The 25,655-nt window shown below is 63.7% G+C and carries 33 protein-coding genes; 32 read left to right on the forward strand and 1 reads right to left on the reverse strand.

Annotated elements, in window-relative coordinates:
- Positions 1–62 precede the first annotated feature (62 nt).
- Positions 63–911 carry a kinase gene (locus tag OLX02_RS00645; protein WP_264419408.1) on the reverse strand — a complete coding sequence of 283 codons (849 nt, stop codon included), beginning with the start codon at positions 909–911 and terminating at the stop codon, positions 63–65.
- 62 nt (positions 912–973) lie between these two features.
- Between OLX02_RS00645 and OLX02_RS00650 the strand changes: the two genes are divergently transcribed.
- From OLX02_RS00650 to OLX02_RS00805, 32 genes are all read left to right on the forward strand, one after another.
- Positions 974–2,047: a hypothetical protein gene (locus OLX02_RS00650; protein WP_264419409.1), complete on the forward strand. Its 1,074-nt coding sequence runs from the start codon at positions 974–976 to the stop codon at positions 2,045–2,047.
- 310 nt (positions 2,048–2,357) lie between these two features.
- Positions 2,358–2,729, forward strand: coding sequence for a 30S ribosomal protein S12 (rpsL, locus tag OLX02_RS00655; protein WP_010127208.1), 372 nt, complete (start codon positions 2,358–2,360; stop codon positions 2,727–2,729).
- Positions 2,730–2,824: 95 nt separating this feature from the next.
- Positions 2,825–3,295, forward strand: coding sequence for a 30S ribosomal protein S7 (gene rpsG / locus OLX02_RS00660; protein ID WP_264419410.1), 471 nt, complete (start codon positions 2,825–2,827; stop codon positions 3,293–3,295).
- 86 nt (positions 3,296–3,381) lie between these two features.
- Positions 3,382–5,454, forward strand: a complete 2,073-nt coding sequence (fusA, locus tag OLX02_RS00665; protein WP_264419411.1) for an elongation factor G — start codon at positions 3,382–3,384, stop codon at positions 5,452–5,454.
- Positions 5,455–5,592: 138 nt separating this feature from the next.
- Positions 5,593–6,783 (forward strand): elongation factor Tu, encoded by a 1,191-nt coding sequence (gene tuf, locus OLX02_RS00670; RefSeq protein WP_264419412.1) that lies wholly within the window; start codon positions 5,593–5,595, stop codon positions 6,781–6,783.
- Between the two features lie 151 nt (positions 6,784–6,934).
- Entirely contained in the window at positions 6,935–7,246 is a 312-nt protein-coding gene (gene rpsJ / locus OLX02_RS00675; protein WP_068072885.1) for a 30S ribosomal protein S10, read from the forward strand.
- A gap of 284 nt (positions 7,247–7,530) precedes the next feature.
- Complete coding sequence (gene rplC / locus OLX02_RS00680; RefSeq protein ID WP_264419413.1) at positions 7,531–8,289, forward strand: 50S ribosomal protein L3; 759 nt, start codon at positions 7,531–7,533, stop codon at positions 8,287–8,289.
- Between the two features lie 3 nt (positions 8,290–8,292).
- A complete protein-coding gene (gene rplD, locus OLX02_RS00685) occupies positions 8,293–8,916 on the forward strand; it encodes a 50S ribosomal protein L4 (RefSeq protein WP_264419414.1) in 624 nt (207 codons plus the stop codon).
- On the forward strand, positions 8,909–9,214 hold the full coding sequence (locus OLX02_RS00690; RefSeq protein WP_264419415.1) for a 50S ribosomal protein L23: 306 nt from the start codon (positions 8,909–8,911) through the stop codon (positions 9,212–9,214). The genes rplD and OLX02_RS00690 overlap by 8 nt, the downstream gene beginning before the upstream one ends.
- 10 nt (positions 9,215–9,224) lie before the next feature.
- A complete protein-coding gene (rplB, locus tag OLX02_RS00695) occupies positions 9,225–10,061 on the forward strand; it encodes a 50S ribosomal protein L2 (RefSeq protein WP_264419416.1) in 837 nt (278 codons plus the stop codon).
- Positions 10,062–10,067: 6 nt separating this feature from the next.
- Positions 10,068–10,346: a 30S ribosomal protein S19 gene (rpsS, locus tag OLX02_RS00700; RefSeq protein ID WP_264419417.1), complete on the forward strand. Its 279-nt coding sequence runs from the start codon at positions 10,068–10,070 to the stop codon at positions 10,344–10,346.
- Positions 10,346–10,723 (forward strand): 50S ribosomal protein L22, encoded by a 378-nt coding sequence (gene rplV / locus OLX02_RS00705; RefSeq protein WP_264419418.1) that lies wholly within the window; start codon positions 10,346–10,348, stop codon positions 10,721–10,723. The genes rpsS and rplV overlap by 1 nt, the downstream gene beginning before the upstream one ends.
- Before the next feature lie 2 nt (positions 10,724–10,725).
- Entirely contained in the window at positions 10,726–11,421 is a 696-nt protein-coding gene (rpsC, locus tag OLX02_RS00710) for a 30S ribosomal protein S3 (RefSeq protein WP_264419419.1), read from the forward strand.
- Positions 11,422–11,442: 21 nt separating this feature from the next.
- Positions 11,443–11,880 (forward strand): 50S ribosomal protein L16, encoded by a 438-nt coding sequence (rplP, locus tag OLX02_RS00715; protein WP_264419420.1) that lies wholly within the window; start codon positions 11,443–11,445, stop codon positions 11,878–11,880.
- A gap of 8 nt (positions 11,881–11,888) precedes the next feature.
- A complete protein-coding gene (rpmC, locus tag OLX02_RS00720) occupies positions 11,889–12,095 on the forward strand; it encodes a 50S ribosomal protein L29 (protein WP_264419421.1) in 207 nt (68 codons plus the stop codon).
- Between the two features lie 10 nt (positions 12,096–12,105).
- Positions 12,106–12,375, forward strand: a complete 270-nt coding sequence (gene rpsQ / locus OLX02_RS00725; protein ID WP_264419422.1) for a 30S ribosomal protein S17 — start codon at positions 12,106–12,108, stop codon at positions 12,373–12,375.
- A 65-nt stretch (positions 12,376–12,440) separates the two neighbouring features.
- The gene (gene rplN, locus OLX02_RS00730) at positions 12,441–12,809 is read left to right on the forward strand and encodes a 50S ribosomal protein L14 (RefSeq protein ID WP_264419423.1); all 369 of its coding nucleotides are present in this window, start codon (positions 12,441–12,443) and stop codon (positions 12,807–12,809) included.
- On the forward strand, positions 12,809–13,126 hold the full coding sequence (gene rplX, locus OLX02_RS00735) for a 50S ribosomal protein L24 (protein WP_264419424.1): 318 nt from the start codon (positions 12,809–12,811) through the stop codon (positions 13,124–13,126). Before rplN ends, rplX begins: the two co-directional genes overlap by 1 nt.
- Positions 13,119–13,700 (forward strand): 50S ribosomal protein L5, encoded by a 582-nt coding sequence (rplE, locus tag OLX02_RS00740; protein ID WP_264419425.1) that lies wholly within the window; start codon positions 13,119–13,121, stop codon positions 13,698–13,700. The genes rplX and rplE overlap by 8 nt, the downstream gene beginning before the upstream one ends.
- Positions 13,701–13,727: 27 nt before the next feature.
- Positions 13,728–14,033 (forward strand): 30S ribosomal protein S14, encoded by a 306-nt coding sequence (rpsN, locus tag OLX02_RS00745; RefSeq protein ID WP_264419426.1) that lies wholly within the window; start codon positions 13,728–13,730, stop codon positions 14,031–14,033.
- A 10-nt stretch (positions 14,034–14,043) separates the two neighbouring features.
- Complete coding sequence (gene rpsH / locus OLX02_RS00750) at positions 14,044–14,439, forward strand: 30S ribosomal protein S8 (protein WP_264419427.1); 396 nt, start codon at positions 14,044–14,046, stop codon at positions 14,437–14,439.
- On the forward strand, positions 14,439–14,972 hold the full coding sequence (rplF, locus tag OLX02_RS00755) for a 50S ribosomal protein L6 (protein ID WP_264419428.1): 534 nt from the start codon (positions 14,439–14,441) through the stop codon (positions 14,970–14,972). Before rpsH ends, rplF begins: the two co-directional genes overlap by 1 nt.
- Positions 14,972–15,322, forward strand: a complete 351-nt coding sequence (rplR, locus tag OLX02_RS00760) for a 50S ribosomal protein L18 (RefSeq protein ID WP_264419429.1) — start codon at positions 14,972–14,974, stop codon at positions 15,320–15,322. The genes rplF and rplR overlap by 1 nt, the downstream gene beginning before the upstream one ends.
- A gap of 2 nt (positions 15,323–15,324) precedes the next feature.
- Positions 15,325–16,038 carry a 30S ribosomal protein S5 gene (rpsE, locus tag OLX02_RS00765; protein WP_264419430.1) on the forward strand — a complete coding sequence of 238 codons (714 nt, stop codon included), beginning with the start codon at positions 15,325–15,327 and terminating at the stop codon, positions 16,036–16,038.
- 5 nt (positions 16,039–16,043) lie between these two features.
- Positions 16,044–16,220 (forward strand): 50S ribosomal protein L30, encoded by a 177-nt coding sequence (rpmD, locus tag OLX02_RS00770; RefSeq protein ID WP_264419431.1) that lies wholly within the window; start codon positions 16,044–16,046, stop codon positions 16,218–16,220.
- 92 nt (positions 16,221–16,312) lie between these two features.
- Positions 16,313–17,392, forward strand: coding sequence for an acyltransferase family protein (locus OLX02_RS00775; protein ID WP_264419432.1), 1,080 nt, complete (start codon positions 16,313–16,315; stop codon positions 17,390–17,392).
- 100 nt (positions 17,393–17,492) lie between these two features.
- Positions 17,493–17,969: a 50S ribosomal protein L15 gene (gene rplO, locus OLX02_RS00780; RefSeq protein WP_264419433.1), complete on the forward strand. Its 477-nt coding sequence runs from the start codon at positions 17,493–17,495 to the stop codon at positions 17,967–17,969.
- Between the two features lie 144 nt (positions 17,970–18,113).
- On the forward strand, positions 18,114–19,481 hold the full coding sequence (gene secY, locus OLX02_RS00785) for a preprotein translocase subunit SecY (protein WP_264419434.1): 1,368 nt from the start codon (positions 18,114–18,116) through the stop codon (positions 19,479–19,481).
- Between the two features lie 28 nt (positions 19,482–19,509).
- Entirely contained in the window at positions 19,510–20,154 is a 645-nt protein-coding gene (locus OLX02_RS00790; protein WP_264419435.1) for an adenylate kinase, read from the forward strand.
- A 54-nt stretch (positions 20,155–20,208) separates the two neighbouring features.
- Positions 20,209–21,165, forward strand: coding sequence for an SRPBCC domain-containing protein (locus tag OLX02_RS00795; RefSeq protein ID WP_264419436.1), 957 nt, complete (start codon positions 20,209–20,211; stop codon positions 21,163–21,165).
- A 151-nt stretch (positions 21,166–21,316) separates the two neighbouring features.
- Positions 21,317–22,672, forward strand: a complete 1,356-nt coding sequence (gdhA, locus tag OLX02_RS00800; protein WP_264419437.1) for an NADP-specific glutamate dehydrogenase — start codon at positions 21,317–21,319, stop codon at positions 22,670–22,672.
- A gap of 217 nt (positions 22,673–22,889) precedes the next feature.
- Positions 22,890–25,307, forward strand: coding sequence for a beta strand repeat-containing protein (locus OLX02_RS00805; protein ID WP_264419438.1), 2,418 nt, complete (start codon positions 22,890–22,892; stop codon positions 25,305–25,307).
- Positions 25,308–25,655: the final 348 nt, after the last annotated feature.

Below are 25,655 nucleotides of genomic sequence, written 5' to 3' on the forward strand. Positions count from 1 at the left end.
TACGCCAGCATCATGCGGCGAACCGTCCGTCGCAGCGGCAGGTCCGACTGGCGAGGGATGCGTCAGGAATTCTGTTCCCCCAAGCGTTCGCCGCGTTGGCGCACTTCAAGCACCTTGCGCTGATCGTCGAGCCTGAGGACCAGATCGGCGCGCGCGGGCATTTCGGCCAGGATGTGCCGTGTCAGCCGCTCGTAGTGCATCACGAAGCGCGCGATCTCCGCGTTGTTCATCCCACGGCCCTCCCTGCGGAGCGGCTCCTCCTGTTCGCCGCGCCACCGGGCGACGATGTCGAAGCCGGGCGCGGCCAGAAGCACCAGCAGATCGATCCGCTCGAACAGGGCGCGGTAGGGGCCGGCAAGCTGGTCGTTGACGTATCGGCGCCAACGCCCGTCGGGATCTTCGTCGCGTTCCAGCACGTTCACGGGTGCGGAAAGCGCGGTAGGGGGCTGGGGCAGGGCGCCTACACACCATCCTTCCAGCACCAGCGCCTGCGTCGCCAGGGGGGCTGTGCTCCATGTGCCGCGCGGTGTCCGGTCGTCCTCGCCCTTGTCGAAGCGGGGAAGGGGCGCCTGCTCGCCGCGCGCCACCGCATCAAGCGTGTCGAGACCGAGTTGCAGGTCGTGCGTGCCGGGTACCCCGCGCGTGCCGAGCAGCGGGTGGACCGTTGCCGCGAGCGAGCGGCGCTCTGCGTGGGTCAGATAGAGATCGTCCAGGGACAAGGTGGCAGCCGGAATGCCCGCTTCGTTCAAAGCCCGGACCAGTGCCGCGGCGAGCGTGGATTTGCCCGAGCCTTGTGCCCCGCACAGGCCGACGACGAGAGGTCGCGGCGGGCGGGGGAGAGCGAGCTGTCGCCGCACTGCATCCGCCAGCGACGACAGTGCGGATAACTGCCCGTTCTGTTCCTGCGTCATGTGCTTGCACCTTTTATCCGTACGGATAATATATCCGGATAAACAGACGAGAGAGGACCGCCATGCCCCGCTTCACTGCGCTGGACGAGCGTTTTGCGCATCAGATCCCCGAGCCGTTCCCTGCGACTGTCACTTATCACCGCGATTGGCGCGAGAGCCTGTTTCATCATATGCACCCCAAAGACCGGCCGGGCGACGTGGTCATTCTCACACTCGCCCACTACCCTGCGCGCGGCGTGATGGACTCGCTCCAGCTTGGCCGCGTGGGTGCCGCGCCGACCTTCGCGCTGCATGAGCGCAAGGTCGATGGTGACCAGGACGACTTCCGCGTCGGCCCGGTGACGATCGACGTGGAGGAGCCGCTGAAGCGCATCCGCATGCGTGTGGCCGAAACGGCGGAGGCCCCCGTGGCCATGGACCTGACCTTCACGGCGCGGACCCAGCCCTACGGCCTGCGCCGCGGAACGATGAAGGCCGGGCACGACATCGTCTGGGACCAGTCGCACATGTTCCAGTCTGGTCGCTATGATGGCTGGTATCGGCACGAAGGCGTGACTTACGAGGTCAACGACTGGGTCGGCCAGCGCGATCACAGCTGGGGTATCCGCACCCATGATCGCTGCCCTTGCTGGATCTGGCTGGCGATCCAGCTCCCGGAAGGAATGCTGGCGGTGTGGCACTGGGAATATCCCAATGGCGCTATCGTTTTTTCAGACGGGTGCTTCGCGCCGGCGGACGGGAGTGCGCCGGTGCCGGTCACGCGCTTCCATCACGATCTGCACTGGCTCGACGTGGCCGGCAACCCGACCAGCTACGAGCGCATCGGCGATCATGTGATGGGCCTGGCCGGTCACGTGGCCTTCACGCTCGAGGGCGGACGGGTGATCGAGATCGAGGCGACGGGCCGCTGGGCGCAGCGCTACAGCGATCCGTCGCAGCCTTACGACCCCAATGCGGACCACGCCCCGGTCGGCGGCGGGCTGTGCGAGATGATGGTGGAAACGAAGGACGGCTCGAAGGGTACCGCGATTTATGAAGTGACCGGCCAGTGGCATCACAAGTACTTCCCTCTCGCCCGGGGCCGTGCGTTTCCGCCGCACGCCTATACCCCTGCGTTCGACGAGCGGGCGCGTTGAACCCTCGCGGAGGGCAGCGATCCGACTCCCTCCGCCTTGACCGTATGATGCCCCTCCTGTAGGGGCGCGCAATTCCGCAGGTGGATTCGCCATGCGGGAAGAGCTGAACATTGCCGGTGCGCGCAGGGCTTCCGCCTTTCGTAACCCGTCAAAGTAACCCGGTGCCGCTGTTGCCGGGTGGAGCGTTTTCGGCTCACTCTGCGCGTTTCCGGCCCGGCATTCCGGCCACCGGCGGCATGCTGCGTGAGATATTCCGCGAACTCTTCATCCGATCCTTCGGTTTCGCCACAAGCAAGGTGAAGAGTACTTCATGCCCACGATCAACCAGCTGATCCGCAAGGGTCGCGAACCGCAGAAGGCCAAGTCGAAGGTCCCTGCGATGGAGCAGAACCCGCAGAAGCGCGGCGTTTGCACCCGCGTCTACACGACCACCCCGAAGAAGCCGAACTCGGCGCTTCGCAAGGTCGCCAAGATTCGCCTGACCAACCAGCGCGAAGTCATCTCCTACATCCCCGGCGAAGGTCACAACCTTCAGGAGCACTCGGTCGTGCTCATCCGCGGCGGCCGTGTGCGCGATCTTCCCGGCGTGCGCTACCACGTCCTGCGCGGCGTGCTCGACACGCAGGGCGTGAAGGACCGCAAGCAGTCGCGTTCGAAGTACGGCGCCAAGCGTCCGAAGTGATGGCGCTGGCGGGGCCGGGCGAATCGCCTGCGTGCTGCCGCCGCACCATCTCGCTGGAATACTGAGGGCCTCGGCCCGATCGGAAGGAATACAAGATGTCCCGTCGTCGTCGTCCGGAAAAGCGGGTGATCCTGCCCGATCCGAAGTTCGGTGATCAGGTGCTGTCGAAGTTCATGAACAACCTCATGCTCGATGGTAAGAAGTCGGTCGCCGAAAGCATCGTCTACGGTGCCATGGAAACCATGCAGACCCGCGCCAAGGCGGACCCGCTGCAGCTGTTCCACGATGCGCTGAACAACGTGAAGCCGCAGATCGAAGTGCGTTCGCGCCGCGTCGGTGGTGCCACCTACCAGGTTCCGGTCGAAGTCCGCACCGAGCGCGCTCAGGCGCTGGCCATCCGCTGGCTGATCACGGCTGCGCGCAACCGTTCGGAAACCACCATGGCGGCGCGTCTCTCGGGCGAACTGCTTGATGCGGCCAACAATCGCGGCAACGCGGTGAAGAAGCGCGAAGACACGCACCGTATGGCCGACGCCAACCGTGCGTTCAGCCATTACCGCTGGTAAGGTTCCCGTCTTTAAACGGTCACGCAAGTAACCATATGGGGCGAGCCTGACACCACAGGCTCCCCCAGCACCCAAGGAAGACTCCCATGGCCCGCAGCCATCCGCTCGAGCGCTACCGCAACTTCGGAATCATGGCGCACATCGACGCCGGCAAGACGACGACGACCGAGCGCATTCTCTACTACACCGGCAAGTCCTACAAGATCGGCGAAGTGCACGAAGGTGCCGCGACGATGGACTGGATGGAGCAGGAGCAGGAGCGCGGCATCACGATCACGTCGGCCGCGACGACCTGTTTCTGGAACGACCATCGCCTGAACATCATCGACACCCCCGGCCACGTCGACTTCACCATTGAAGTCGAGCGTTCGCTGCGCGTGCTCGACGGCGCGGTCGCCGCGTTCGACGGCGTTGCGGGCGTGGAGCCGCAGTCGGAAACCGTGTGGCGCCAGGCTGACAAGTACGGCGTGCCGCGGATGTGCTACATCAACAAGCTCGACCGCACCGGCGCGAACTTCTATTACTGCGTGCAGACGATCATCGATCGTCTGGGTGCGAAGCCTGCGGTGCTCTATCTGCCGATCGGCGCGGAAGGCGACTTCATCGGTCTGGTCGACCTGGTCGAGCAGCGCGCCATCATCTGGAAGGACGAAAGCCTCGGCGCCGAGTTCTTCTACGAGGAAATCCCGGCCGACATGGCCGACAAGGCTGCCGAATACCGTGAAAGGCTGGTCGAGCTCGCCGTCGAACAGGACGACGAGGCGATGGAAGCCTATCTGGAAGGCAACCTTCCCGACGTGGCGCAGCTGAAGGCCCTGCTTCGCAAGGGTACGCTGGCGCAGGCCTTCGTGCCGGTGCTGTGCGGCTCCTCGTTCAAGAACAAGGGCGTGCAGACGCTTCTCGACGCGGTTGTCGACTTCATGCCTTCGCCGCTCGACATTGCCGACGTGCAGGGCGTGAACCCCGACACGGACGAGCCCGACACTCGCAAGACTGCGGACGATGCGCCGTTCTCGGCGCTGGCGTTCAAGATCATGAACGACCCGTTCGTCGGTTCGCTGACCTTCACCCGCATCTATTCGGGTACGCTGACCAAGGGCAGCTATCTGAACTCGGTGAAGAACAAGAAGGAAAAGGTTGGCCGCATGCTGCTGATGCATGCCAACAGCCGCGAAGACATCGACGAAGCCTATGCGGGCGACATCGTGGCGCTGGCGGGTCTCAAGGAGACCACCACCGGCGATACGCTGTGCTCCGAGCGCCAGCCGATCATTCTCGAGCGCATGGAATTCCCTGAGCCGGTGATCGAACTGTCGGTGGAACCCAAGACCAAGGCCGACCAGGAAAAGATGGGCCTCGCGCTCAATCGCCTCGCCGCCGAGGATCCCTCGTTCCGCGTGTCGACCGATCACGAATCGGGGCAGACCATCATCAAGGGCATGGGCGAACTTCACCTGGAAATTCTCGTCGACCGCATGCGTCGCGAGTTCAAGGTAGAAGCCAACGTCGGTGCGCCGCAGGTGGCCTATCGCGAATATCTCGCGAAGCCGGTCGATCTCGACCACACGCACAAGAAGCAGTCGGGCGGCACCGGCCAGTTCGGCCGCGTGAAGGTCAAGGTTGCTCCGGGTGAGCGCGGTTCGGGCTTCGTCTTCAAGGACGAGATCAAGGGCGGTAACATTCCGAAGGAATACATCCCCGCGATCGAAAAGGGCTTCCGCGAAACCGCCGAGACCGGCTCGCTGATCGGCTTCCCGATCATCGACTTCGAAGTCCTGCTCTATGACGGCGCCTACCACGACGTCGACTCGTCGGCGCTGGCCTTCGAAATCTGTGCTCGCGGCGCCATGCGCGAAGTGGCTCAGAAGGCGGGGATCAAGCTGCTCGAGCCGATCATGAAGGTCGAAGTGATCACCCCCGAGGAATACCTCGGCGACGTGATTGGTGACATCAACTCGCGGCGCGGGCAGATTCAGGGCACCGACAGCCGGGGCAATGCCCAGGCCGTTCTTGCGATGGTGCCGCTGGCCAACATGTTCGGTTATGTGAACCAGCTCCGCTCGTTCACGCAGGGCCGTGCGAACTATTCGATGTTCTTCGACCACTACGACGAGGTCCCGGCGAACGTCGCGACCGAGATCAAGGAGAAGCTCGCCTGATCGCCTGCGATCGGGTGACAATCGGAAAGCTTGCCTGATCCTCCGGATCAGGCTAGGGGCGGCGCCTGATTTTCTGGCGAGTCCGGCTGGTGCCGCCTCCAAGAGCAATCAACATTCAGCGAAAAGAAGGTTTGAGCAATGGCTAAGGCTAAGTTTGAGCGGACCAAGCCGCACTGCAACATCGGCACCATCGGTCACGTCGACCACGGCAAGACCACGCTGACGGCCGCGATCACCAAGGTGCTCGCGGAAACCGGCGGCGCGACGTTCACCGATTACGCCAACATCGACAAGGCTCCGGAAGAGCGCGAGCGTGGCATCACCATCTCGACCGCTCACGTCGAGTACGAGACGGCCAACCGTCACTACGCGCACGTCGACTGCCCGGGTCACGCCGACTACGTGAAGAACATGATCACCGGTGCCGCCCAGATGGACGGCGCGATCCTGGTCGTGAACGCTGCTGACGGCCCGATGCCGCAGACCCGCGAGCACATCCTGCTTGCCCGCCAGGTCGGCGTGCCGGCGCTGGTCGTGTACATGAACAAGGTCGACCAGGTCGACGACGAGGAAATCCTCGAGCTGGTCGAGCTGGAAGTGCGCGAGCTGCTTTCGTCGTACGACTTCCCGGGCGATGACATTCCGATCGTCAAGGGTTCGGCCCTGGCCGCTCTTGAAGGCCGCGATGACAACATCGGCAAGAACTCGATCAACGAGCTGATGGCCGCTGTCGACAGCTACATCCCGCAGCCGCCGCGTCCGACCGACAAGCCGTTCCTGATGCCGGTGGAAGACGTGTTCTCGATCTCGGGTCGCGGCACGGTTGTGACCGGTCGTATCGAGACCGGCATCGTGAAGGTTGGTGAAGAAGTCGAGATCGTCGGCCTCAAGGACACCACCAAGACCACCGTTACCGGCGTCGAAATGTTCCGCAAGCTGCTCGACCAGGGCGAAGCCGGCGACAACATCGGTGCGCTCGTTCGCGGCGTGAAGCGTGAAGACGTCGAGCGCGGCCAGGTTCTCGCCAAGCCGGGTTCGGTCAATCCGCACACCGAGTTCTCGGCCGAGGTCTACGTGCTGTCGAAGGACGAAGGTGGCCGTCACACGCCGTTCTTCGCCAACTACCGTCCGCAGTTCTACTTCCGCACCACCGACGTGACCGGCGAAGTGATCCTCCCCGAGGGCACCGAGATGGTCATGCCGGGCGACAACGTTACCCTGTCGGTCAAGCTGATCGCGCCGATCGCCATGGACGAAGGTCTTCGCTTCGCCATTCGCGAAGGCGGCCGTACCGTCGGTTCGGGGGTTGTCAGCAAGATCACGAAGTAATATAGGCCGCGCTCCGGCGGAGAGATTCGTCTCTCCGCCGGCCGGTTTTTGATCAGTTGGCCCGCTTTCCCCGCGCTCTGCCAGGCAGAGGATGGGTGAGAGGGCGGGGCAGCTGGTTTTTGTTTTTGCTCTTTCGCATCGGTAGACGGACATGGAAGCCCAGAATATCCGCATTCGCCTTAAGGCCTTTGATCATCGTGTGCTTGACCAGGCCACTGGAGAAATCGCGGACACTGCCCGCCGTACCGGCGCTCTCATTCGGGGCCCTATTCCGCTCCCGACGCGCATCGAGAAGTTCACCGTCAACCGCGGTCCGCACATCGACAAGAAGTCGCGTGAGCAGTTCGAGGTTCGTACCTACAAGCGCCTGCTCGACATCGTGCAGCCCAATGCGGCCACTGTCGACGCGCTGATGAAGCTGGACCTCGCGGCCGGCGTCAACGTCGAGATCAAGCTGGCGTAATTCGCCTCGATCTGAACGACGCAAGTTTTCGACCCTCGGGTCAAAATATCCTTTCCGGCCCAGGCCGGGTTCGCGGAATGCTTCCGCAGCGATGAAACGGCAGGGCTTCCTGCCCGGACATAGGGATACCTCCGGCGCCGTCCGCAAGGGCATAGTCGGGAAAGCGTCCCCCGTTTGCTCCCGTCTCCGCGGGGGCACTCAGCCCGGACGGGGGCGCGCTTCACATACGGGCTGAGCACGCCTGTCGGGATAGGCCCGGCAGGCCTCTGTGAGGAGTATGGATCATGCGCACCGGCGTGATCGCGAAGAAGGTCGGGATGACCCGCCTTTTCCAGGATGATGGTCGGCACGTGCCGGTTACCGTCCTGTCGCTTGAAAATTGCCAGGTGGTTTCGGTTCGCACTGCTGAGCGTGACGGGTACGTCGCTGTTCAGCTCGGTGCCGGCGAAGCCAAGCAGAAGAACGTTGCCAAGCCGCAGCGCGAACATTTCGCCAAGGCGGAAGTGTCGCTGAAGATGGAAGTCGCCGAATTCCGCGTTGCCGATGATGCAACGCTTGAAGTCGGTTCGACCATCGCTGCTTCGCACTTCGTTCCCGGCCAGTACGTCGACATCACCGGCAACACGCAGGGCAAGGGCTTTGCTGGCGCCATGAAGCGTTGGGGCTTCGGCGGTATGCGTGCAACCCACGGTGTGTCGATTTCGCACCGTGCCCACGGTTCGACCGGCAACCGCCAGGATCCGGGTCGCGTCTTCAAGAACAAGAAGATGGCCGGCCACATGGGCGATCGCCAGCGCACCCAGCAGAATCTCGAGATCGTCCGCACGGACGATGAGCGCGGCCTGATCTTCGTCAAGGGCTCGGTCCCTGGCTCGAAGAACGCCTGGCTGCTGGTTCGCGACGCCGTCAAGGTCTCGCGCCACGCTGAAGCGCCCTATCCCGCCGGTCTGAAGCAGGCCGCCAACAGCAACGATTCGGCTGCCGCCGACACCCCCGCCGAGACCGGCGCGGCTGTCGAGGCGACCGAAGGCCAGGAGGGCTAAGTCGTGAAGGTTCAGGTCCTCAATCTGGACGGGTCCGCCGCCGGCGACGTCGAGCTGTCGGATGCCGTGTTCGGTCTCGAGCCGCGCGCAGACATCCTGCATCGCGTCGTGACGTGGCAGCTGGAAAACCGTCGCGGTATCGCCCGCAAGGCGCGTGAGCGTTCGGACGTTGCCCGCACCGGCAAGAAGTTCGGCCGTCAGAAGGGTGGCGGCACCGCCCGTCACGGTGACCGCAAGGCGCCGATCTTCATCGGTGGCGGCAAGGCGCACGGTCCGCGCGTTCGCGAGTTCAACATCTCGCTGAACAAGAAGGTCCGTGCTCTGGGTCTCCGCATGGCGCTCTCGGCGAAGGCCCAGGGTGGTCTGGTCGTGGTCGACAACCTTGATGTTGCCGAAGGCAAGACCAAGGTTCTCGCCGGTACGCTGGCGAAGGCCGGCTTCGGCAAGAAGGTGCTGGTCGTCGATGGCGAGCAGGTGAACGAGGGCTTCGCCCGCGCCGCCCGCAACATCGTTGGCGTGAACGTGCTCCCTGCCATCGGCGCCAATGTCTATGACATCCTGAAGCATGATACGCTGGTGCTGACGCGCGCCGCGGTCGAAAAGCTGGAGGCGCGTTTCAATGGCTAAGGACGCAATCGACACGCGTCACTACGACGTGATCGTGGCTCCCCACATCACCGAGAAGGCGACGCTGCTCAGCGAGCACAACGCCGTGGTCTTCAAGGTCGCCGACAAGGCGACCAAGCCGGAGATCAAGGCAGCGGTCGAAGCCCTGTTCAATGTGAAGGTGACGGGTGTGAATACCCTGAACCAGAAGGGCAAGACCAAGCGCTGGAAGGGCAAGCCCTACAAGCGCTCTGACGTGAAGAAGGCCGTTGTGACCCTGGCTGCTGGCCAGTCGATCGACGTCACCAGCGGTATTTGAGGCGCGGATCATGGCACTCAAGAACTATAACCCGACCAGCCCCGCTCGCCGCGGCCTGGTCCTCGTCGACAAGTCGTCGCTCTGGAAGGGAAAGCCCGTCAAGGGTCTGACCGAAGGCAAGAGCAAGACGGGCGGCCGCAACAACAAGGGTCACGTGACCTCGCGCGGCATCGCCGGCGGCCACAAGCAGAAGTACCGCTTCATCGACTTCAAGCGTCGTAAGTGGGACATGCCGGCCACCGTCGAGCGTCTGGAATACGACCCCAACCGCACGGCGTTCATCGCTCTCGTCAAGTACGAGGACGGCGAACAGACCTACATCATCGCACCCCAGCGTCTCTCGGTCGGTGACGTCGTCGTCTCCGGCGAAAAGACCGACGTGAAGCCGGGCAACGCGATGCTGCTGTCGCAGATGCCGGTGGGCACCATCATCCACAACGTGGAGATGAAGCCGGGCAAGGGCGGTCAGATCGCTCGTTCGGCCGGTACGTATGTCCAGCTCGTCGGTCGTGACCGCGGCATGGTCATCGTCCGCCTGAACTCGGGCGAGCAGCGCTACCTGCGCGGCGATTGCATGGGAACGGTTGGCGCGGTTTCGAACCCCGACAACTCGAACCAGAACCTCGCCAAGGCCGGTCGCAACCGCTGGCTCGGCCGCCGTCCGCTGACGCGCGGTGTCGCCAAGAACCCGGTCGACCACCCGCACGGCGGTGGTGAAGGCCGCACCTCGGGTGGCCGTCATCCGGTTACTCCGTGGGGCAAGCCGACCAAGGGCGCACGCACCCGTCACAACAAGCAGACGGATAAGATGATCATCCGTTCGCGCCACGCGAAGAAGAAGAGGTAAGACCCCATGGCACGTTCCGTCTGGAAGGGCCCCTTCGTTGACCTGCACCTCCTGAAGAAGGCGGAAGTCGCTCAGGACGCAGGCAGCCGCGCTGGCCCGATCAAGACCTGGTCGCGTCGTTCGACCATTATCCCGCAGTTCGTTGGCCTGACCTTCAGCGTCTACAACGGGCAGAAGTTCATCCCCGTCTCCGTCTCGGAAGAGATGGTCGGCCACAAGCTTGGCGAGTTCGCTCCGACGCGCAACTTCCCCGGCCACGCCGCTGACAAGAAGGGCAAGCGCTAATGGGCAAGGAAAAGTCCCCCCGTCGCGTTGGTGACAAGGAAGCACTGTCGGTCGGAACGCAGATCCGCGGTTCGGCCCAGAAGCTGAACCTCGTCGCTGCCCTGATCCGTGGTCGCCGCGCCGAAGACGCCATGAACATCCTCTCCTTCTCCAAGAAGGCGATGGCTGTTGATGCGCGGAAGGTGCTCGCTTCGGCGATCGCCAACGCGGAAAACAACCACAACCTGGACGTCGACGCGCTCGTCGTGGCGGAAGCCTCGGTCGGCAAGTCGATCACGATGAAGCGCTTCCACACCCGTGGTCGCGGCAAGTCGACGCGCATCCTCAAGCCGTTTTCGCGGCTCCGGATCGTCGTCCGCGAAGTCGAGGAGGCCTGATCATGGGTCACAAGTCGAACCCCATCGGTCTGCGCCTGCAGATCAACCGTACCTGGGACAGCCGCTGGTACGCTGAAGGTCGCAACTACGAGCAGCTGCTCAAGGAAGACCTCCAGATCCGCAAGTTCATCGTCGAGAACCTGCCCCAGGCAGCGATCTCGAAGGTGGTGATCGAGCGTCCGGCCAAGCTGTGCCGCGTTTCGATCTATGCGGCCCGTCCCGGTGTGATCATCGGCAAGAAGGGCGCGGACATCGAAAAGCTGCGCGCCAAGCTGGCCACGATGACCCGCAGCGACGTCAAGCTGAACATCGTCGAGATCCGCAAGCCGGAAATCGACTCGAAGCTTGTCGCCCAGGGCGTTGCCGACCAGCTGGTCCGCCGCGTTGCCTTCCGCCGCGCGATGAAGCGCGCCGTGCAGTCCGCTCTCCGTCTTGGCGCCGAAGGCATCAAGATCACGTGCGGCGGCCGTCTCGGTGGTGCAGAAATCGCCCGCGTCGAGTGGTATCGTGAAGGCCGCGTTCCGCTGCACACGCTGCGCGCGAACATCGACTACGCCGAAGCCGAAGCTCTTACCGCCTATGGCGTGATCGGCATCAAGTGCTGGATCTTCAAGGGCGAGATCCTCGGGCACGACCCGATGGCACAGGACCGGCTGATGATGGAGGCTCAAACCTCCGGCGTCCGCCCGGCCCGCTGAGCCCAGGAAGAGTAAAGCACCATGCTGCAACCGAAGAAGACCAAGTTCCGCAAGGCCTTCAAGGGCCGGATCAAGGGCGACGCCAAGGGTGGCACCGACCTGAACTTCGGCTCCTACGGCCTCAAGGCCCTCGAGCCGGAACGCGTCACCGCCCGCCAGATCGAAGCGGCTCGCCGCGCGATCACGCGTCACATCAAGCGCCAGGGTCGTCTCTGGATCCGCGTGTTCCCGGACGTGCCGGTGTCGAAGAAGCCTGCTGAAGTCCGTCAGGGCAAGGGCAAGGGTTCGATCGAATACTGGGCTGCCCGCGTGAAGCCCGGCCGCATCCTGTTCGAGCTCGACGGCGTTGCCGGCCCGCTCGCTGCGGAAGCGTTCAGCCGCGCTGCGATGAAGCTGCCGATCAAGACGAAGGTCGTTGCCCGCCTGGGTGACACTTCGCACCTTGGCGGCGAGGACTAAGGAGAGACATGATGGCCAAGTTCGAAGACCTTCGCGTCAAGAGCGAAGACCAGCTCTCCGCTGATCTCGCCGAGTTGAAGCGCGAAGCGTTCAACCTGCGCTTCCAGGCTGCGACCAACCAGTTGGAGCGCCCGGCACGCATCAAGGAAGTGCGCCGCGACATCGCTCGCATCAAGACGCTGCAGACTGAGCGTTCTCAGTCGGCCAAGGCGTAAGGAGTTCACGATGCCCAAGCGTATTCTTATCGGGACCGTGGTCTCCGACAAGACCGACAAGACCGTGGTGGTCAAGGTCGAGCGTAAGGTGAAGCATGCCCTCTACGGCAAGATCATCCGTCGCTCGAAGAAGTACCACGCGCACGACGAGGCGAATGCCTTCAAGACCGGCGAAACCGTCCGCATCGAGGAAACGGCGCCGATCTCGAAGCTGAAGACGTGGAAGGTCATCGACCGCGTCCAGGCCGGCAAGACCGCCGCGATCGAAGCGGACGTCTAAAAGCAGCGACAAGTTTTGGAACTGCCGGACTGGTTCCGGCAAGCCATTGAGAAGGAACCGGATCGATGATCCAGATGCAATCCAATCTCGACGTCGCGGACAACAGCGGCGCGAAGCGCGTCCAGTGCATCAAGGTGCTGGGCGGGTCTAAGCGTCGTTTTGCCGGCGTTGGCGACATCATCGTGGTGTCGGTGAAGGACGCGCAGCCGCGCGCCCGTGTTAAGAAGGGCGACGTGCACCGCGCCGTGATCGTTCGCACCCGCAAGGACGTTCGTCGTCCCGACGGCAGCGTGATCCGCTTCGACAGCAACGCCGCCGTGCTCGTCGGCAAGAACGAAGAGCCCATCGGCACCCGTATCTTCGGCCCCGTGGTCCGCGAACTTCGCGGCAAGGGCTTCATGAAGATCATCTCGCTCGCTCCGGAGGTGCTGTAATGGCCGCCGCGAAGATCAAGAAGGGTGACAGCGTCGTCGTCCGCTCGGGCAAGGACAAGGGCCGCACCGGCACGGTGCTGCAGGTCCTCCCGAAGGAAGACAAGGTTGTCGTCGCCGGCGTGAACATCGCCGCGCGTCACCGCAAGGCCAGCCAGCAGAACCCGCAGGGCGGCATCGACCGCAGCGAAGCTCCGCTGCACATCTCGAAGGTCTCGGTCGCCGACAAGGATGGCAAGCCCACCCGCGTCCGCTTCGAGGTCAAGGACGGCAAGAAGGTCCGTGTGGCCGTGAAGTCCGGGGAGACGATCGATGGCTGATAAGTACACGCCCCGTCTGAAGACGAAGTTCGACGCCGAAATCGCCCAGGCGATGCAGGCGAAGTTCGGCTACGGCAACGTGATGGAAATCCCGCGCATCGAAAAGATCACGCTCAACATGGGCGTGGGCGAAGCGAGCCAGGATAAGAAGAAGGTCACGACCGCCGCGGCCGAGATGGAACTCATCGCCGGCCAGAAGCCCGTGATCACCAAGGCGAAGAAGTCGATCGCGCAGTTCAAGCTGCGTGAAGGCATGCCGATCGGTTGCAAGGTTACCCTGCGCCGCGAACGCATGTACGAATTCCTCGATCGCCTGATCACCATCGCCATGCCCCGCATCCGCGACTTTCGTGGTCTCAACCCGAATTCGTTCGACGGTCGCGGTAACTACGCGATGGGTCTGAAGGAGCAGATCATCTTCCCGGAGATCAGCTACGACCAGATCGAGAAGGTGCGTGGGATGGACATCATCGTCACCACCACTGCGAAGACCGACGAGGAAGCGCGCGAACTGCTCCGTCTGTTCGGTTTCCCGTTCCCGCTGGAAGCTGCTGAACAGCAGCAGGCCGCGTAAGTCAGGTTCAAGGAAGAGCTTAAGTCCATGGCGAAACTGAGTTCGATCAACAAGAACGAGCGGCGCAAGAAGCTCGTTGAGAAGTACGCGGCGAAGTTCGTCGCGCTCAAGGCCCAGGCCGACGATGAATCGCTCGATGAAACCGAGCGCCTCATTGCCCGTCTCAAGATGGCCGAGCTGCCGCGCAACGCGAACCCGACCCGGGTGCGCAACCGCTGCAACACCACCGGCCGCCCGCGTGGCTATTATCGCAAGTTCGGCCTTTGCCGCATTGAACTGCGCGATCTCGCCAACAAGGGGCTCATCCCCGGCGTGACCAAGTCGAGCTGGTAAGGATCATCCGATGGCATTGACCGACCCCCTGGGTGATATGCTCACCCGCATCCGCAACGGCCAGCAGGCGAAGAAGGACACCGTCCTCTCGCCCGCTTCGAAGCTGCGTGCGCACGTGCTCGAAGTCCTTCAGCGTGAAGGCTACATCCGCGGTTTCTCGGAGGACACCACCGGTGCCCATCCGCAGCTGCGCATCGAGCTGAAGTATTTCGAGGGCCAGCCCGCTATCAAGCACGTGGCCCGCGTCTCGAAGCCGGGCCGCCGCGTTTACTCGGGTTCCAAGGAACTTCCGGTGATTCGCAACGGGCTTGGCATCACCATCGTCTCGACGCCGCGCGGCGTGCTCTCGGATGCCGAGGCTCGCGCTGCCAACGTCGGCGGCGAAGTGCTTGCGGAGGTGTTCTGATGAGCCGCATCGGCAAGAAGCCGGTGACGATCCCGAGCGGCGTCACCGCTGACATCGCGAATGGCATCCTGACTGTTAAGGGCCCCAAGGGCTCGATGACGCTCAGCCTTCGCGAGGAAATCAGCTACATCGTCGAAGGCGACAGCATCCTTGTGAAGCCCGCCAACGACAGCAAGCAGGCGCGTGCCTTCTGGGGCATGCAGCGTACGCTCGTCGACAACCTCGTCACCGGCGTGACCCAGGGCTACACCAAGGTCCTGGAAATCACCGGCGTCGGCTACCGCGCGAACTCGCAGGGCAAGAACCTGAAGCTTCAGCTCGGCTACAGCCACGATGTGGACTTCGCGGTCCCCGAAGGCATCGAGATCAAGACCCCGGATAACACCACGGTTGAAATCTCTGGTATCGACAAGCAGAAGGTCGGCCAGGTTGCGGCCGAGATCCGTCGCTGGCGCAAGCCCGAGCCTTACAAGGGCAAGGGTATCAAGTACCGCGGCGAGTTCATCTTCCGCAAGGAAGGGAAGAAGAAGTAATGGCCAAGCTGTCTCTCTTCGATCGCCGCCGTCGCCGTGTCCGCACTGCGCTCAAGGCGCGCTCCGGTGGGCGTCCGCGCCTTTCGGTGCACCGTTCGGGCCGTCACATCTACGCCCAGATCATTGACGATGCCGCCGGCAAGACCGTTGTCGCTTCGTCGTCGCTGGTGAAGGGCGAGAAGTCGATCGGCGCCACCGTCGACGCGGCCGTCCAGGTCGGCAAGGACATCGCTGAAAAGGCGAAGGCTGCCGGCATCACCACCGTCGTGTTCGATCGCGGCGGCTTCCTGTTCCATGGCCGCGTCAAGGCGCTGGCTGACGCTGCCCGCGAAGGCGGCCTGGAGTTCTGACGATGGCTGACGAAACCAACCTGGAAGGCGCCGTCGCCCCGGTCGAAGCGACCGGCGGTGAGCAGCGTGAAGGTCGCGGTCGTGGCCGTGGCCGTGGCGGAAACGATCGTGGCGGTGACCGCGGTGGCCGTGGTGGCCGTCGCGACGACCGTCGTGGCCGTGGCAACGACGATGACGGTGGTGAGGAGCTGATCGAAAAGCTCGTCCACATCAATCGCGTTTCCAAGACCGTGAAGGGCGGCAAGCGCTTCGGCTTTGCTGCGCTGGTCGTGGTCGGCGACGGCAAGGGCCGCGTGGGCTTCGGTCATGGCAAGGCACGCGAAGTGCCGGAAGCCATCACCAAGGCGACCGCTTCTGCCAAGAAGAAGATGATCCGCGTTGCTCTCAAGGAAGGTCGCACCCTTCACCATGACGGCAAGGGCCGTTTCGGTGCCGGTAAGGTGAACCTTCGTTCGGCTCCGCAGGGTACCGGCATCATCGCCGGTGGCCCGATGCGCGCCGTCTTCGAGAGCCTGGGCGTTGCTGACGTGGTGACCAAGTCGGTCGGCACTTCCAACCCCTACAACATGATCCGCGCCACTTTCGACGCGCTGCAGGAGCAGACTTCGCCGAAGTCGGTTGCGCAGCGTCGTGGCAAGAAGGTCGCCGACCTGCTCGGTCGCGGCGGCGCCAGCGCGGTGGAGGCTGAGGCCGCTGCCGACGCCATCGTGGAGTAAGCGACATGGCGAAGATCAAGATCAAGCAGATCGGTTCGCCGATCCGTCGCCCGGAAAGCCAGAAGAAGATCCTCGTGGGTCTGGGCCTGGGCAAGATGAACCGCGTGGTTGAGCTGGAAGACACAGCTGAAGTCCGCGGCGCCATCGCCAAGCTTCCCCACATGGTGGCCGTGGTCGACTGACCCATCGGCTCCCTTACGGGAATACGAGAAGCCCCGGCAGCGATGCCGGGGCTTCTTGCGTTTGGGCTTGGGTTGTTGCCTAGAGGGACGGGATGACGGACCTTGCGCGCCTTGGACGAGTTTTGCCCGGCCGTCTGGTCTGGCCGGTCGGGTCGGGAGCGTTCCGGTTGTTCCTGGCGCTGCTGGTGGCGGTGCACCACCTCACCGATTTCTGGTTCGGCAAGTATGCCGTCTATGTATTCTTCGTCTTGTCCGGGTTTTGGGTCGAGACGATGTGGCAGGGGCGTTACGCGCTAACGCGCCGCCCGTGGCTGACCTTTGTGGTCAGCCGGCTTTGGCGGCTTGCGCCGGTCATGCTGCTGGCGGGGGGCCTGGCGATGCTCGCGCTTCCCGCGATGGGCGGGACGACCGCGGACCTGAACTTGGATCATCCTGTCCATCTGGCCCTCTCCAGCGCTTTGCTGTTGGGATACGCGTGGTTGCCCTTCCAGCCGGTGCCGCCTGCATGGTCGCTCGACATAGAGATGCAATTCTATCTCGCGGCTCCGATGATGGTGCTTGCTGTGCGCAGCTTCCCAGCGCTGTGGGTCTTGGTCGGGGCGGGGGCTGTGGCGCTCGGGGCGACCGTGCTCGGTGGGCCTTCGACGCTGCCTAAATATCTCGTGCTGTTCGCCGCCGGCATGGTCGCGGCGCGAACAGGCTGGAGGCCGCCGGGATGGATGGCCGTGCTTTCGGCTGTGCTGTTCGTCGTCTTGGTGCCTTTGCTCGGGCTTAGCCCGTGGCGCGGCATCTACGTTGTGGTGGACGGTGTGCAGGGGGCGCTGTTTCGGTGGAATCTGGCCTACAACCTTGTGCTTGCGGCGAGTTCGATCCCCTTTGCGCTGTACACCGTGCGGCAGCCGAGCGATGCGGCGGACCGCTGCATGGGCGATTTGTCCTACATCGTTTATCTGTTGCACTGGAGCGCGGTGCAGTGGGTGCTGCTCCATGTTCCCTCCCTGGTCGGCAGGGCCGTGTTCGGCGCGGCGGCGACAGCGGGCGTGGTGGTGCTGTCCTGGGCGATATGGCGCTGGTTCGATCGGCCGATCGACGCGTTGCGATCACGCTGGGTGGCGTCTCGTCTCCTGCCGGCGGCGAAGGATGCGGGGGTTCCCGAGCCGGCGGGGCCGTGACCGCGGGGACGGTTTCCCCGCAAGGGGTGACAAGCTGCACGCTTTCGCGTAGGGGCGCCGCTTCCATTAGCGCGACTCAAAGCGAAAGCGAGTGCAACACATGAAACTGAATCAGCTCTCCGACAACAATGGCGCCCGCAAGGGCCGTATGCGCGTTGGCCGTGGTATCGGCTCGGGCAAGGGCAAGACCGCCGGTCGCGGTCAGAAGGGTGCCAAGGCACGTTCGGGCGTTTCGGTCGCCGGCTTCGAAGGCGGCCAGATGCCGCTTCACATGCGTATCCCGAAGCGCGGCTTCAACAACATCTTCGCCAAGGACTACGCTGAGGTGAACCTCGGCATGATCCAGAAGATGATTGACGCCGGCAAGCTCGACATCTCGGCTGTCGTCGATCATGCGGCGCTGAAGGCGGCCGGTCTGGCCCGTGGCGGCAAGAACGGCGTGCGCCTGCTCGCCAAGGGCGAACTGACCACCAAGGTCAGCTTCAAGGTTGCCGGCGCGTCGAAGGGCGCGCTCGCCGCGGTCGAGAAGATCGGCGGCGCGGTCGAAGTGATTGCGCCCAAGGCTGAGGCTGCCTGATCACATTTAATCGCGTATTGCGGGCGCGGGGGTTCTTGAATCCCTGCGCCCGCTCTATATGGGCTTCCCGTAGCTCTCTTTGAGCATCCCGTGGGAGCGGCGCCGGACCCGTCCGGAGCCCCAGCAAGGCTTGAAACCAGACCAATGGCATCACGCGCCGACAACATCGCCAGCAACCTGAACCTCGCGAACTTCTCGAAGGCCACCGAGCTCAAGACGCGCATCTGGTTCACGATCGGCGCGCTGATCGTTTTCCGGTTCCTCAGCTTCGTGCCCCTGCCGGGCGTGAACCCGCTGATCATGGAAACGCTCTACAGCCAGACCCGCGGCGGTATTCTCGATATCTTCAATGCGTTCTCGGGCGGTTCGCTCCAGCGCATGAGCCTCATTGCGCTGGGCGTGATGCCTTACATCACCGCGTCGATCGTGGTGCAGCTGGCCGCTTCGCTCCATCCGTCGCTTGCCGCGATGAAGAAGGAAGGCGAAAGCGGGCGCAAGAAGCTCAACCAGTACACCCGCTATGGCGCGGTGTTCCTCACCGCCATTCAGGGCTGGTTCCTCGCGTCGGGCCTGGAAGCCTACGGCGCGTCGAGCGGATTGCAGGCGGTGGTCAACCCTGGCCTGCTGTTCAAGGTTGGCGCCGTGATCAGCCTGATCGGCGGCACCATGTTCCTGCTCTGGCTGGGTGAGCAGATCACCAGCCGCGGGATCGGCAACGGCGTCTCGCTGATCATCATGGCCGGCATCGTCGCCCAGATGCCCAAGTTCTTCGGCAACCTGTTCGAGCAGGGCCGCACCGGGGCACTCAACCCGTTCGTGATCGCGGGCGTGCTCGCGCTGATCGTGGCTGTCGTGATCTTCATCTGCTTCTTCGAGCGCGCTACGCGGCGCCTGCTGATCCAGTATCCCAAGCGGGCAACGCAGCGCGGCATGATGGCGGCGGATCGCAGCCACCTGCCGCTGAAGCTCAACACCGCCGGCGTCATCCCGCCGATCTTCGCCAGCTCGCTGCTGCTGCTGCCGCTGACCATCACCCAGTTCGCCGGAAACGCGGTTTCGCCCGATTCCACGACCGGTCAGGTGATCGTGACGCTCAACCAGTACCTGGGTCACGGCAAGCCGCTCTACATGGTCCTCTATGCGCTCGGGATCATCTTCTTCAGCTTCTTCTACACCGCCGTTGTCTTCAATCCGGAAGAGACTGCGGAGAACCTGAAGCGCAACGGCGGCTTCATCCCCGGCATTCGCCCGGGCAAGAACACCGCCAACTATCTCGATTACGTGCTGACCCGCATCACCGTGCTGGGCGCCGCGTACATCACCATCGTCTGCGTGGTCCCCGAATGGATCATGGCGGAAACCGGCATGGGCACGCTGTTCTTCGGCGGCACCAGCCTGCTGATCGTGGTCAACGTCACGGTCGACACCATCACCCAGATCCAGTCGCACCTGCTGGCCCACCAGTACGGGGACCTGATCAAGAAGGCCAAACTGAAGGGACGTCTGCGCTAAGCGCGGCGCCATTGGGGGACTAAGGCACGTGAACATCATCCTGTTGGGACCGCCGGGGGCGGGTAAGGGCACCCAGGCGCAGCGGCTCGTCGAGCGTCACGGCATGAAGCAGCTTTCGACCGGCGACATGCTGCGCGCCGCGGTCAAGGCTGGCACGCCGGTTGGTCTCAAGGCCAAGGCCGTGATGGACGCCGGCCAGCTTGTCTCGGACGAGATCGTCTCCGCATTGATCGGCGACGAACTGGACGCGATGCCGCTGGAGCAGGGCGCCATCTTCGACGGTTATCCGCGCACGGCGCCGCAGGCAGAATCGCTCGATGCGATTCTTGAAGCGCGCGGGCGCAAGCTCAACCACGTGATCGAGCTGGACGTGAATGAAGACGCGCTCGTCGAGCGCATCACCGGCCGCTACACCTGCGCGACTTGCGGCAAGGGCTACCACGACACGTTCGAGAAGCCCGCTGTCGAAGGCACCTGCGACAAGTGCGGTGGACATGAGTTCAAGCGCCGGCCCGACGACAACGAGGAAACCGTGCGCACGCGCATGGCCGAGTATCGCGCCAAGACCGCGCCGATTCTCCCGATCTACGAAGCGCGCGGCATTGTCGCCCGCGTGGATGGGATGGCCGACATGGATGACGTGACGGCTGCCATCGAGGCCATTATCCGCTAAGCTATTGCACACCCGGCGTCTTGCCCGGGGATTCCGGGCAAGACGGGGGTATGTATGCGGATCTGGTGCGGTATCGGAGCCGGGGCGGCATTGCTCGCCTCGACATCTCCCGCCAGTGCGGACGTGGTGGTCAAGGAGCCGAACGGCTTTGTCGTCCGCGTTGCCGCTGAAGTCACGGCGACCCCGGCCGAAGCATGGCGCACGCTCGTCGCGCCTGCGCAGTGGTGGACCAGCCAGCACACCTTCTCGGGCGATGCCGCCAACCTGACGCTCGAGCCGGTGCCGGGTGGTTGCTTCTGCGAGAAGCTGCCGGTTCCGAAGGACGCCCCGAAGGGCCAGCGGCCGGGCGGCGTGCAGCATATGCGCGTGCTCTATGTCGAGCCGGGCCGTGCCATCCGCCTGAGCGGTGCGCTGGGGCCGCTGCAGAGCGAAGCGCTGAACGCGACGATGACCATGACTGTCAAGCCGACCGAGACGGGCAGCCGCGTGCTGTTCGAATACGTGGTCGGCGGGTTCATGCGCTACAAGATCGACGAGATCGCACCTGCGGTGGACCGGATGCTGTCCGGCCAGATGTCGGCGCTGGCCAGGCAACTGGGACCTGTCGCGTCGGCACCCGCGGCAGAACCGGTCGCACCGCTGCCCGAAGCAGCTCCAACTGCCGAGCCTGATGCTACGCCCAGCGCAGCGGTTGCGCCGCAGGGATGGAGCTTGCCGCCGGGGCCGAAGCAGGGCCAGAAGCCGGGGCTGGGTGCAAGGGCTGCAACCACGGTGCCGCCGGCGAAGGCTTCGCCTGCAAAAGCGGCGGTCATGAAGGCGCCTGCTGCAACGACACCAGTCGCCAAGGCAAGTCCGGTGAAGGCCAGCGCGGCAAAGGCAGCAGCCACACGCCCCGCGCCTGTGCGGGCTGCGGCGACCAAGTCCGCCAAGCCGGTGGACAAGGAGCATGAGGACGCGAACGCGGCCTTCGATGCGCTGCTTGGCGGGAGCGGCACGCCGACCAACCCGTGATGGTGATGGCGACTATTCCGTTCCCCAAAACCGTTTAGACTTCGAGAAGACGAAAGGCGCGACTCGGGCTTTCCCCGAGGCCAGACGCCAGGCCGGGCCGCATCCACCGATACCGGGAGCCGATCAACGGTTCCTTACAGGGGAGAAGACCATGGCCGTGAGCGATCACGTCGATCTGCCGACCTTCATGGAGGGCGTGAAGAAGCGCAATCCGCATCAGCCCGAGTTCGTCCAGGCGGTTCAGGAAGTTGCCGAGGACATCTTCGAGTTCATCGGCGACAAGGAAGACTATCACGCCCAGCAGATCCTGCGCCGCATTGCCGAGCCGGACCGCGTGGTCTCGTTCCGCGTCTGCTGGGAGGACGATGCCGGCAACATCCGTGTCCAGCGCGGCTACCGCGTTCAGAACAACAACGCGATCGGGCCGTACAAGGGTGGGATCCGTTTCCATCCCAGCGTCAACGAAAGTGTGCTCAAGTTTCTTGCCTTCGAGCAGACGTTCAAAAATGCACTGACCGGGCTGCCCATGGGCGGTGGCAAGGGCGGGTCGAACTTCAATCCGAAGGGCAAGAGCGTGCGCGAGATAATGCGCTTCTGCCAGAGTTTCATGACCGAGCTTTATCGCCATATCGGGGCCGACGTGGATGTGCCGGCGGGCGACATCGGCGTGGGTGGGCGCGAGATCGGCTATATGTTCGGCCAGTACAAGCGCATCACCAACGAGTTCACCGGCGTGCTGACGGGCAAGGGGCTGGAATGGGGCGGCTCGCTGATCCGCACCGAGGCGACCGGCTATGGCGCGGTCTATTTCCTTGCCAACATGCTAGCGACCAAGGGCGAAGATCTCGTCGGGAAGACGGCGGTGATTTCCGGTTCGGGCAACGTCGCCACACACGCCGCGGAAAAGATCGTGCAGCTGGGCGGGAAGGTGCTGACGCTCTCGGATTCGGGCGGCTTCGTGCATGATCCCGACGGCATCACCCAGGAAAAGATCGATTGGGTGAAGACTCACAAGACACACCGGCGCGGCCGTATGCAGGACTATGTCGCCGCGTTCCCGGGGGCCACGTTCCACGAGGGCAAGACGCCATGGGGTGTCCCGTGCGACGTCGCGCTGCCCTGTGCGACGCAGAACGAACTTCTGGGTGAGGACGCGCGGACGCTGGTTGCCAATGGTTGCCGGGCGGTGGCCGAGGGCGCGAACATGCCGACCGACCTTGACGGTGTGCACGTCTTCAAGGCGGCGCGACTGCTCTATGCGCCGGGCAAGGCTTCGAACGCGGGCGGCGTGGCGGTCTCTGGCCTGGAGATGAGCCAGAATTCCGCCCGCCGCGCGTGGAAGGAAGAGGAACTCCAGCAGATGCTCAAGGACATCATGCTGGGCATCCACCAATCGTGCCTGACCTATGGCGACCAGGGCGGCGGCTATATCGATTATGTGAAGGGCGCGAATATCGCGGGCCGCAAGAAGGTGGCCGACGCGATGCTGGCCTTCGGTGTGGTCTGACGCGAGCGGTTTGCATCACATACGGGAAGGTCCGGCCCTTTTTGTATTGGAGGGGATGCCGTTTTCCGCTCGCGAAGCTTTCCCGAAAATATTTAACAGAATAAGTATAATGCCTTAGGGGAAGGTTCTGAAATATTACACATATGACTATCTTTGGTCAGATGTTCGATCCAGTGCCGCCGCTCTATCGCCCCGAACGAAAACGGGGGCAGCAGGCATGGCAACTTATATTGGCACCAACGGGGACGAAACGCTGATCGGCACGAGCGACAGCGATACTTTCGTGCCGATGCTCGGCTTCGACGTGGTTGAAGGCGGCGGCGGCAGCGATACGCTGGTGCTCGATTATACCGGTTTGCTCGCCGCCACGCGCTTCAGCTTCGGCACGGGCGCGGGCGCGGTCGAAGTTGTCGAGTATCTCGGCGGCCTGACCACTTACCTGCAATATTCCGGCATCAGCACGGCGTCCGCCGCGCTTTCGGATGGTGACGACGAAGCGACCGTCGGCGTTGCCTCGATCCTCGCAGGTGCCAGCCTCAACATTGACGGCGGGCTGGGCACCGACCGACTGATCCTCGACTTTGCCGGGCTGCCCGGCGCCACCTTCGCGCTCGACGCGCTGGGGCAGGTGCCCGCGCTCTATGGCACGTACACCGGCTTTGAGAATTACACGGTCAAGCTCGCGGGCGGCATCAATGCCGTGACGCTGGGCGCGGGGGACGACGATGTCTGGTCCAATGGCGGCGTCGACGCGATCGACGGTGGCGACGGCCTCAACCGGTGGTATGGCGATTACAGCGCCACAACCACGGACCTCGCCATCACCGCGAACGGCGCCACCAACACCGCATCGCTGTCCAACGGCACCACCATCGCCAACTTCGACCATGGCGACATCGTTTCCGGCAGCGGCAACGACACGTTCACACTCACCAATTCGCAGTTCTCCGTGCAGGGCGGCACCGGGGTGGATACGCTGATCGAGCGCTTTAGCGGTACCCACAACAGCTACGGCGAAGGCGGCAGCAATTCCTCCATCGCCACCGATGCCGACGGCTTCTCCGGCCAGTTCCACGACGACGGCGGTTATTTCAGCGGCATCGAAAAGCTCGACATCGTGCTCGGCGACGAGGACAAAACCATCTATCTCAACATTGATGGGCCGATGTTTACCGGTGCTTCGCTGAAGCTCGACGCCGGCCTCGGCGCCAACACGTTCCGGGTCTATGCCCCGGCGGTTACCGACACCACGCTGGTCCTCGCGGCCGATGGCTCGATCTCGTCGAGCTTGGGCACGCTCTCCCATTTCGGCATCTTCGATCTTAACCTGGGCGGCGGCGTCAACACGATCACCACCGGCGCGGGCTACGACAGAATTTCTGTCGTGGGCAGCGGGAACAACACCATCAGCAGCGGTGACGGCGACGACATCGTCCACACGCGCGGCGGCACCGCCACCATCGATATGGGATCGGGCTTTGACAGTCTGACCATCGACAACCGGTCCGATGCGCGGGGCCAGACCTACGCCATCAACCTTGGCCCGCAGACCATTGCGGATTCGCGCATCGAAGGCGTCGAGTTGCTTCGGCTCACCGGCAGCGCAGGGGTGGACAGCTTCTCCGTCGGCTCCGGTATTACCGATGGCGATATCCAGGGCAGCGGCAATGACGCGTTCTACGCCAATTTCGCCGGCACGCTCGGCACCGGCACCTTTTCGGGCTACATCAGCACCGGGCAGTACGGGATCAGTGGCCAGATTTCCGGCCTGCGCGGCGCCAACGACAGGCTGTCGTTCGGCAGCATGGACAAGGTGGACATCACCTTCAACGACAGCGACAACGAATTCCGCGTCTATGGCTACGGCGCGTCGCAGAACCCGGCGCGGATGCGTCTGGATGGCGGGCTGGGCAACGATACCATCACCATCTTCGGGGAAGCCGCAGGGTACTCGGCCGTGAAGAACGGGACGGGCGGCTACGTCGTGGTCGATATCGATCCCTCGGACGAGATCGTACCCGAATTCACCGTCACCAATTTCGAGCACCTCCACATCCAGGGGCAGGCCACCGACACGGTGATCGATCTGCCGGCCTATGGCGCGGGCGTGAACACCAGCGGATCGGTGGGCAACGACACGATCACCGGCACCGAATATGCCGATACGCTAAGCGGCCTTGCCGGCAACGACACGCTGCTGGGCCTTGGCGGCAACGACGTGCTCAATGGCGGGGCGGGCGACGACAAGATCGACGGTGGCGACGTGATCTCTGGCGGCCTGGGCGCTGATATCCTGACCGGCGGGCGCGGGGCGGACGTGTTCGTGTTCGACGTGCTGGAAACCTCGGCCAATCGCGACATGATCCGCGATTTCACCCACGGCACGGACAAGATCGAGCTCGATCACGCTGTGTTCGCCGGACTGTCATCGGTGGCCGCCTATCCGGGCAGCCTGGCCGCCAGCGATTTCACGATCGGCAAGGCAGCGACGACCGCCTCGCACCACATCATCTACAACGCGGGCAACGGGCAGCTGTTCTACGATGCCGATGGCGTCGGCGGTGCGGCGCAGGTCCAGATCGCGATGTTGCAGGGCAAGCCCGTGCTCAGCGCGGGTGACTTCCTGGTGATCTGAGCCGTGCCGGGCAGTCGGGGCGGGCGGTGTGCGGCCGTCTGCCCCGGCCGCGCGGGCATGTGCATTGCGGTCGGCTTTGTCCTTCGCGCCTTTGACCTTCGTGGCAGCATCCGGTAAGATGCCAATGCAAAGGACGCAGCCGCCCCCATGCGTGAGGGATGGCGCCCTTTTTGCGTTGCTTTGTGGTTGACGTCGCGCTCGAAACCACTTATCCGCGCCTTTCACTCCGAACCAGAAGGGTATCCAGCAGTCAGGGCAGAGTCTTGCACTGGCTTGGGTTTCTGCCGTTCCGGACCGGGTGGACCGCTATGAGATGGGGTCTCGGCACGAGTCGGCACCCCGTGGAGC

Origin of the sequence: Novosphingobium sp. KCTC 2891 (assembly GCF_025938155.1) — a bacterium.
In the GTDB taxonomy this organism is placed as follows: domain Bacteria; phylum Pseudomonadota; class Alphaproteobacteria; order Sphingomonadales; family Sphingomonadaceae; genus Novosphingobium.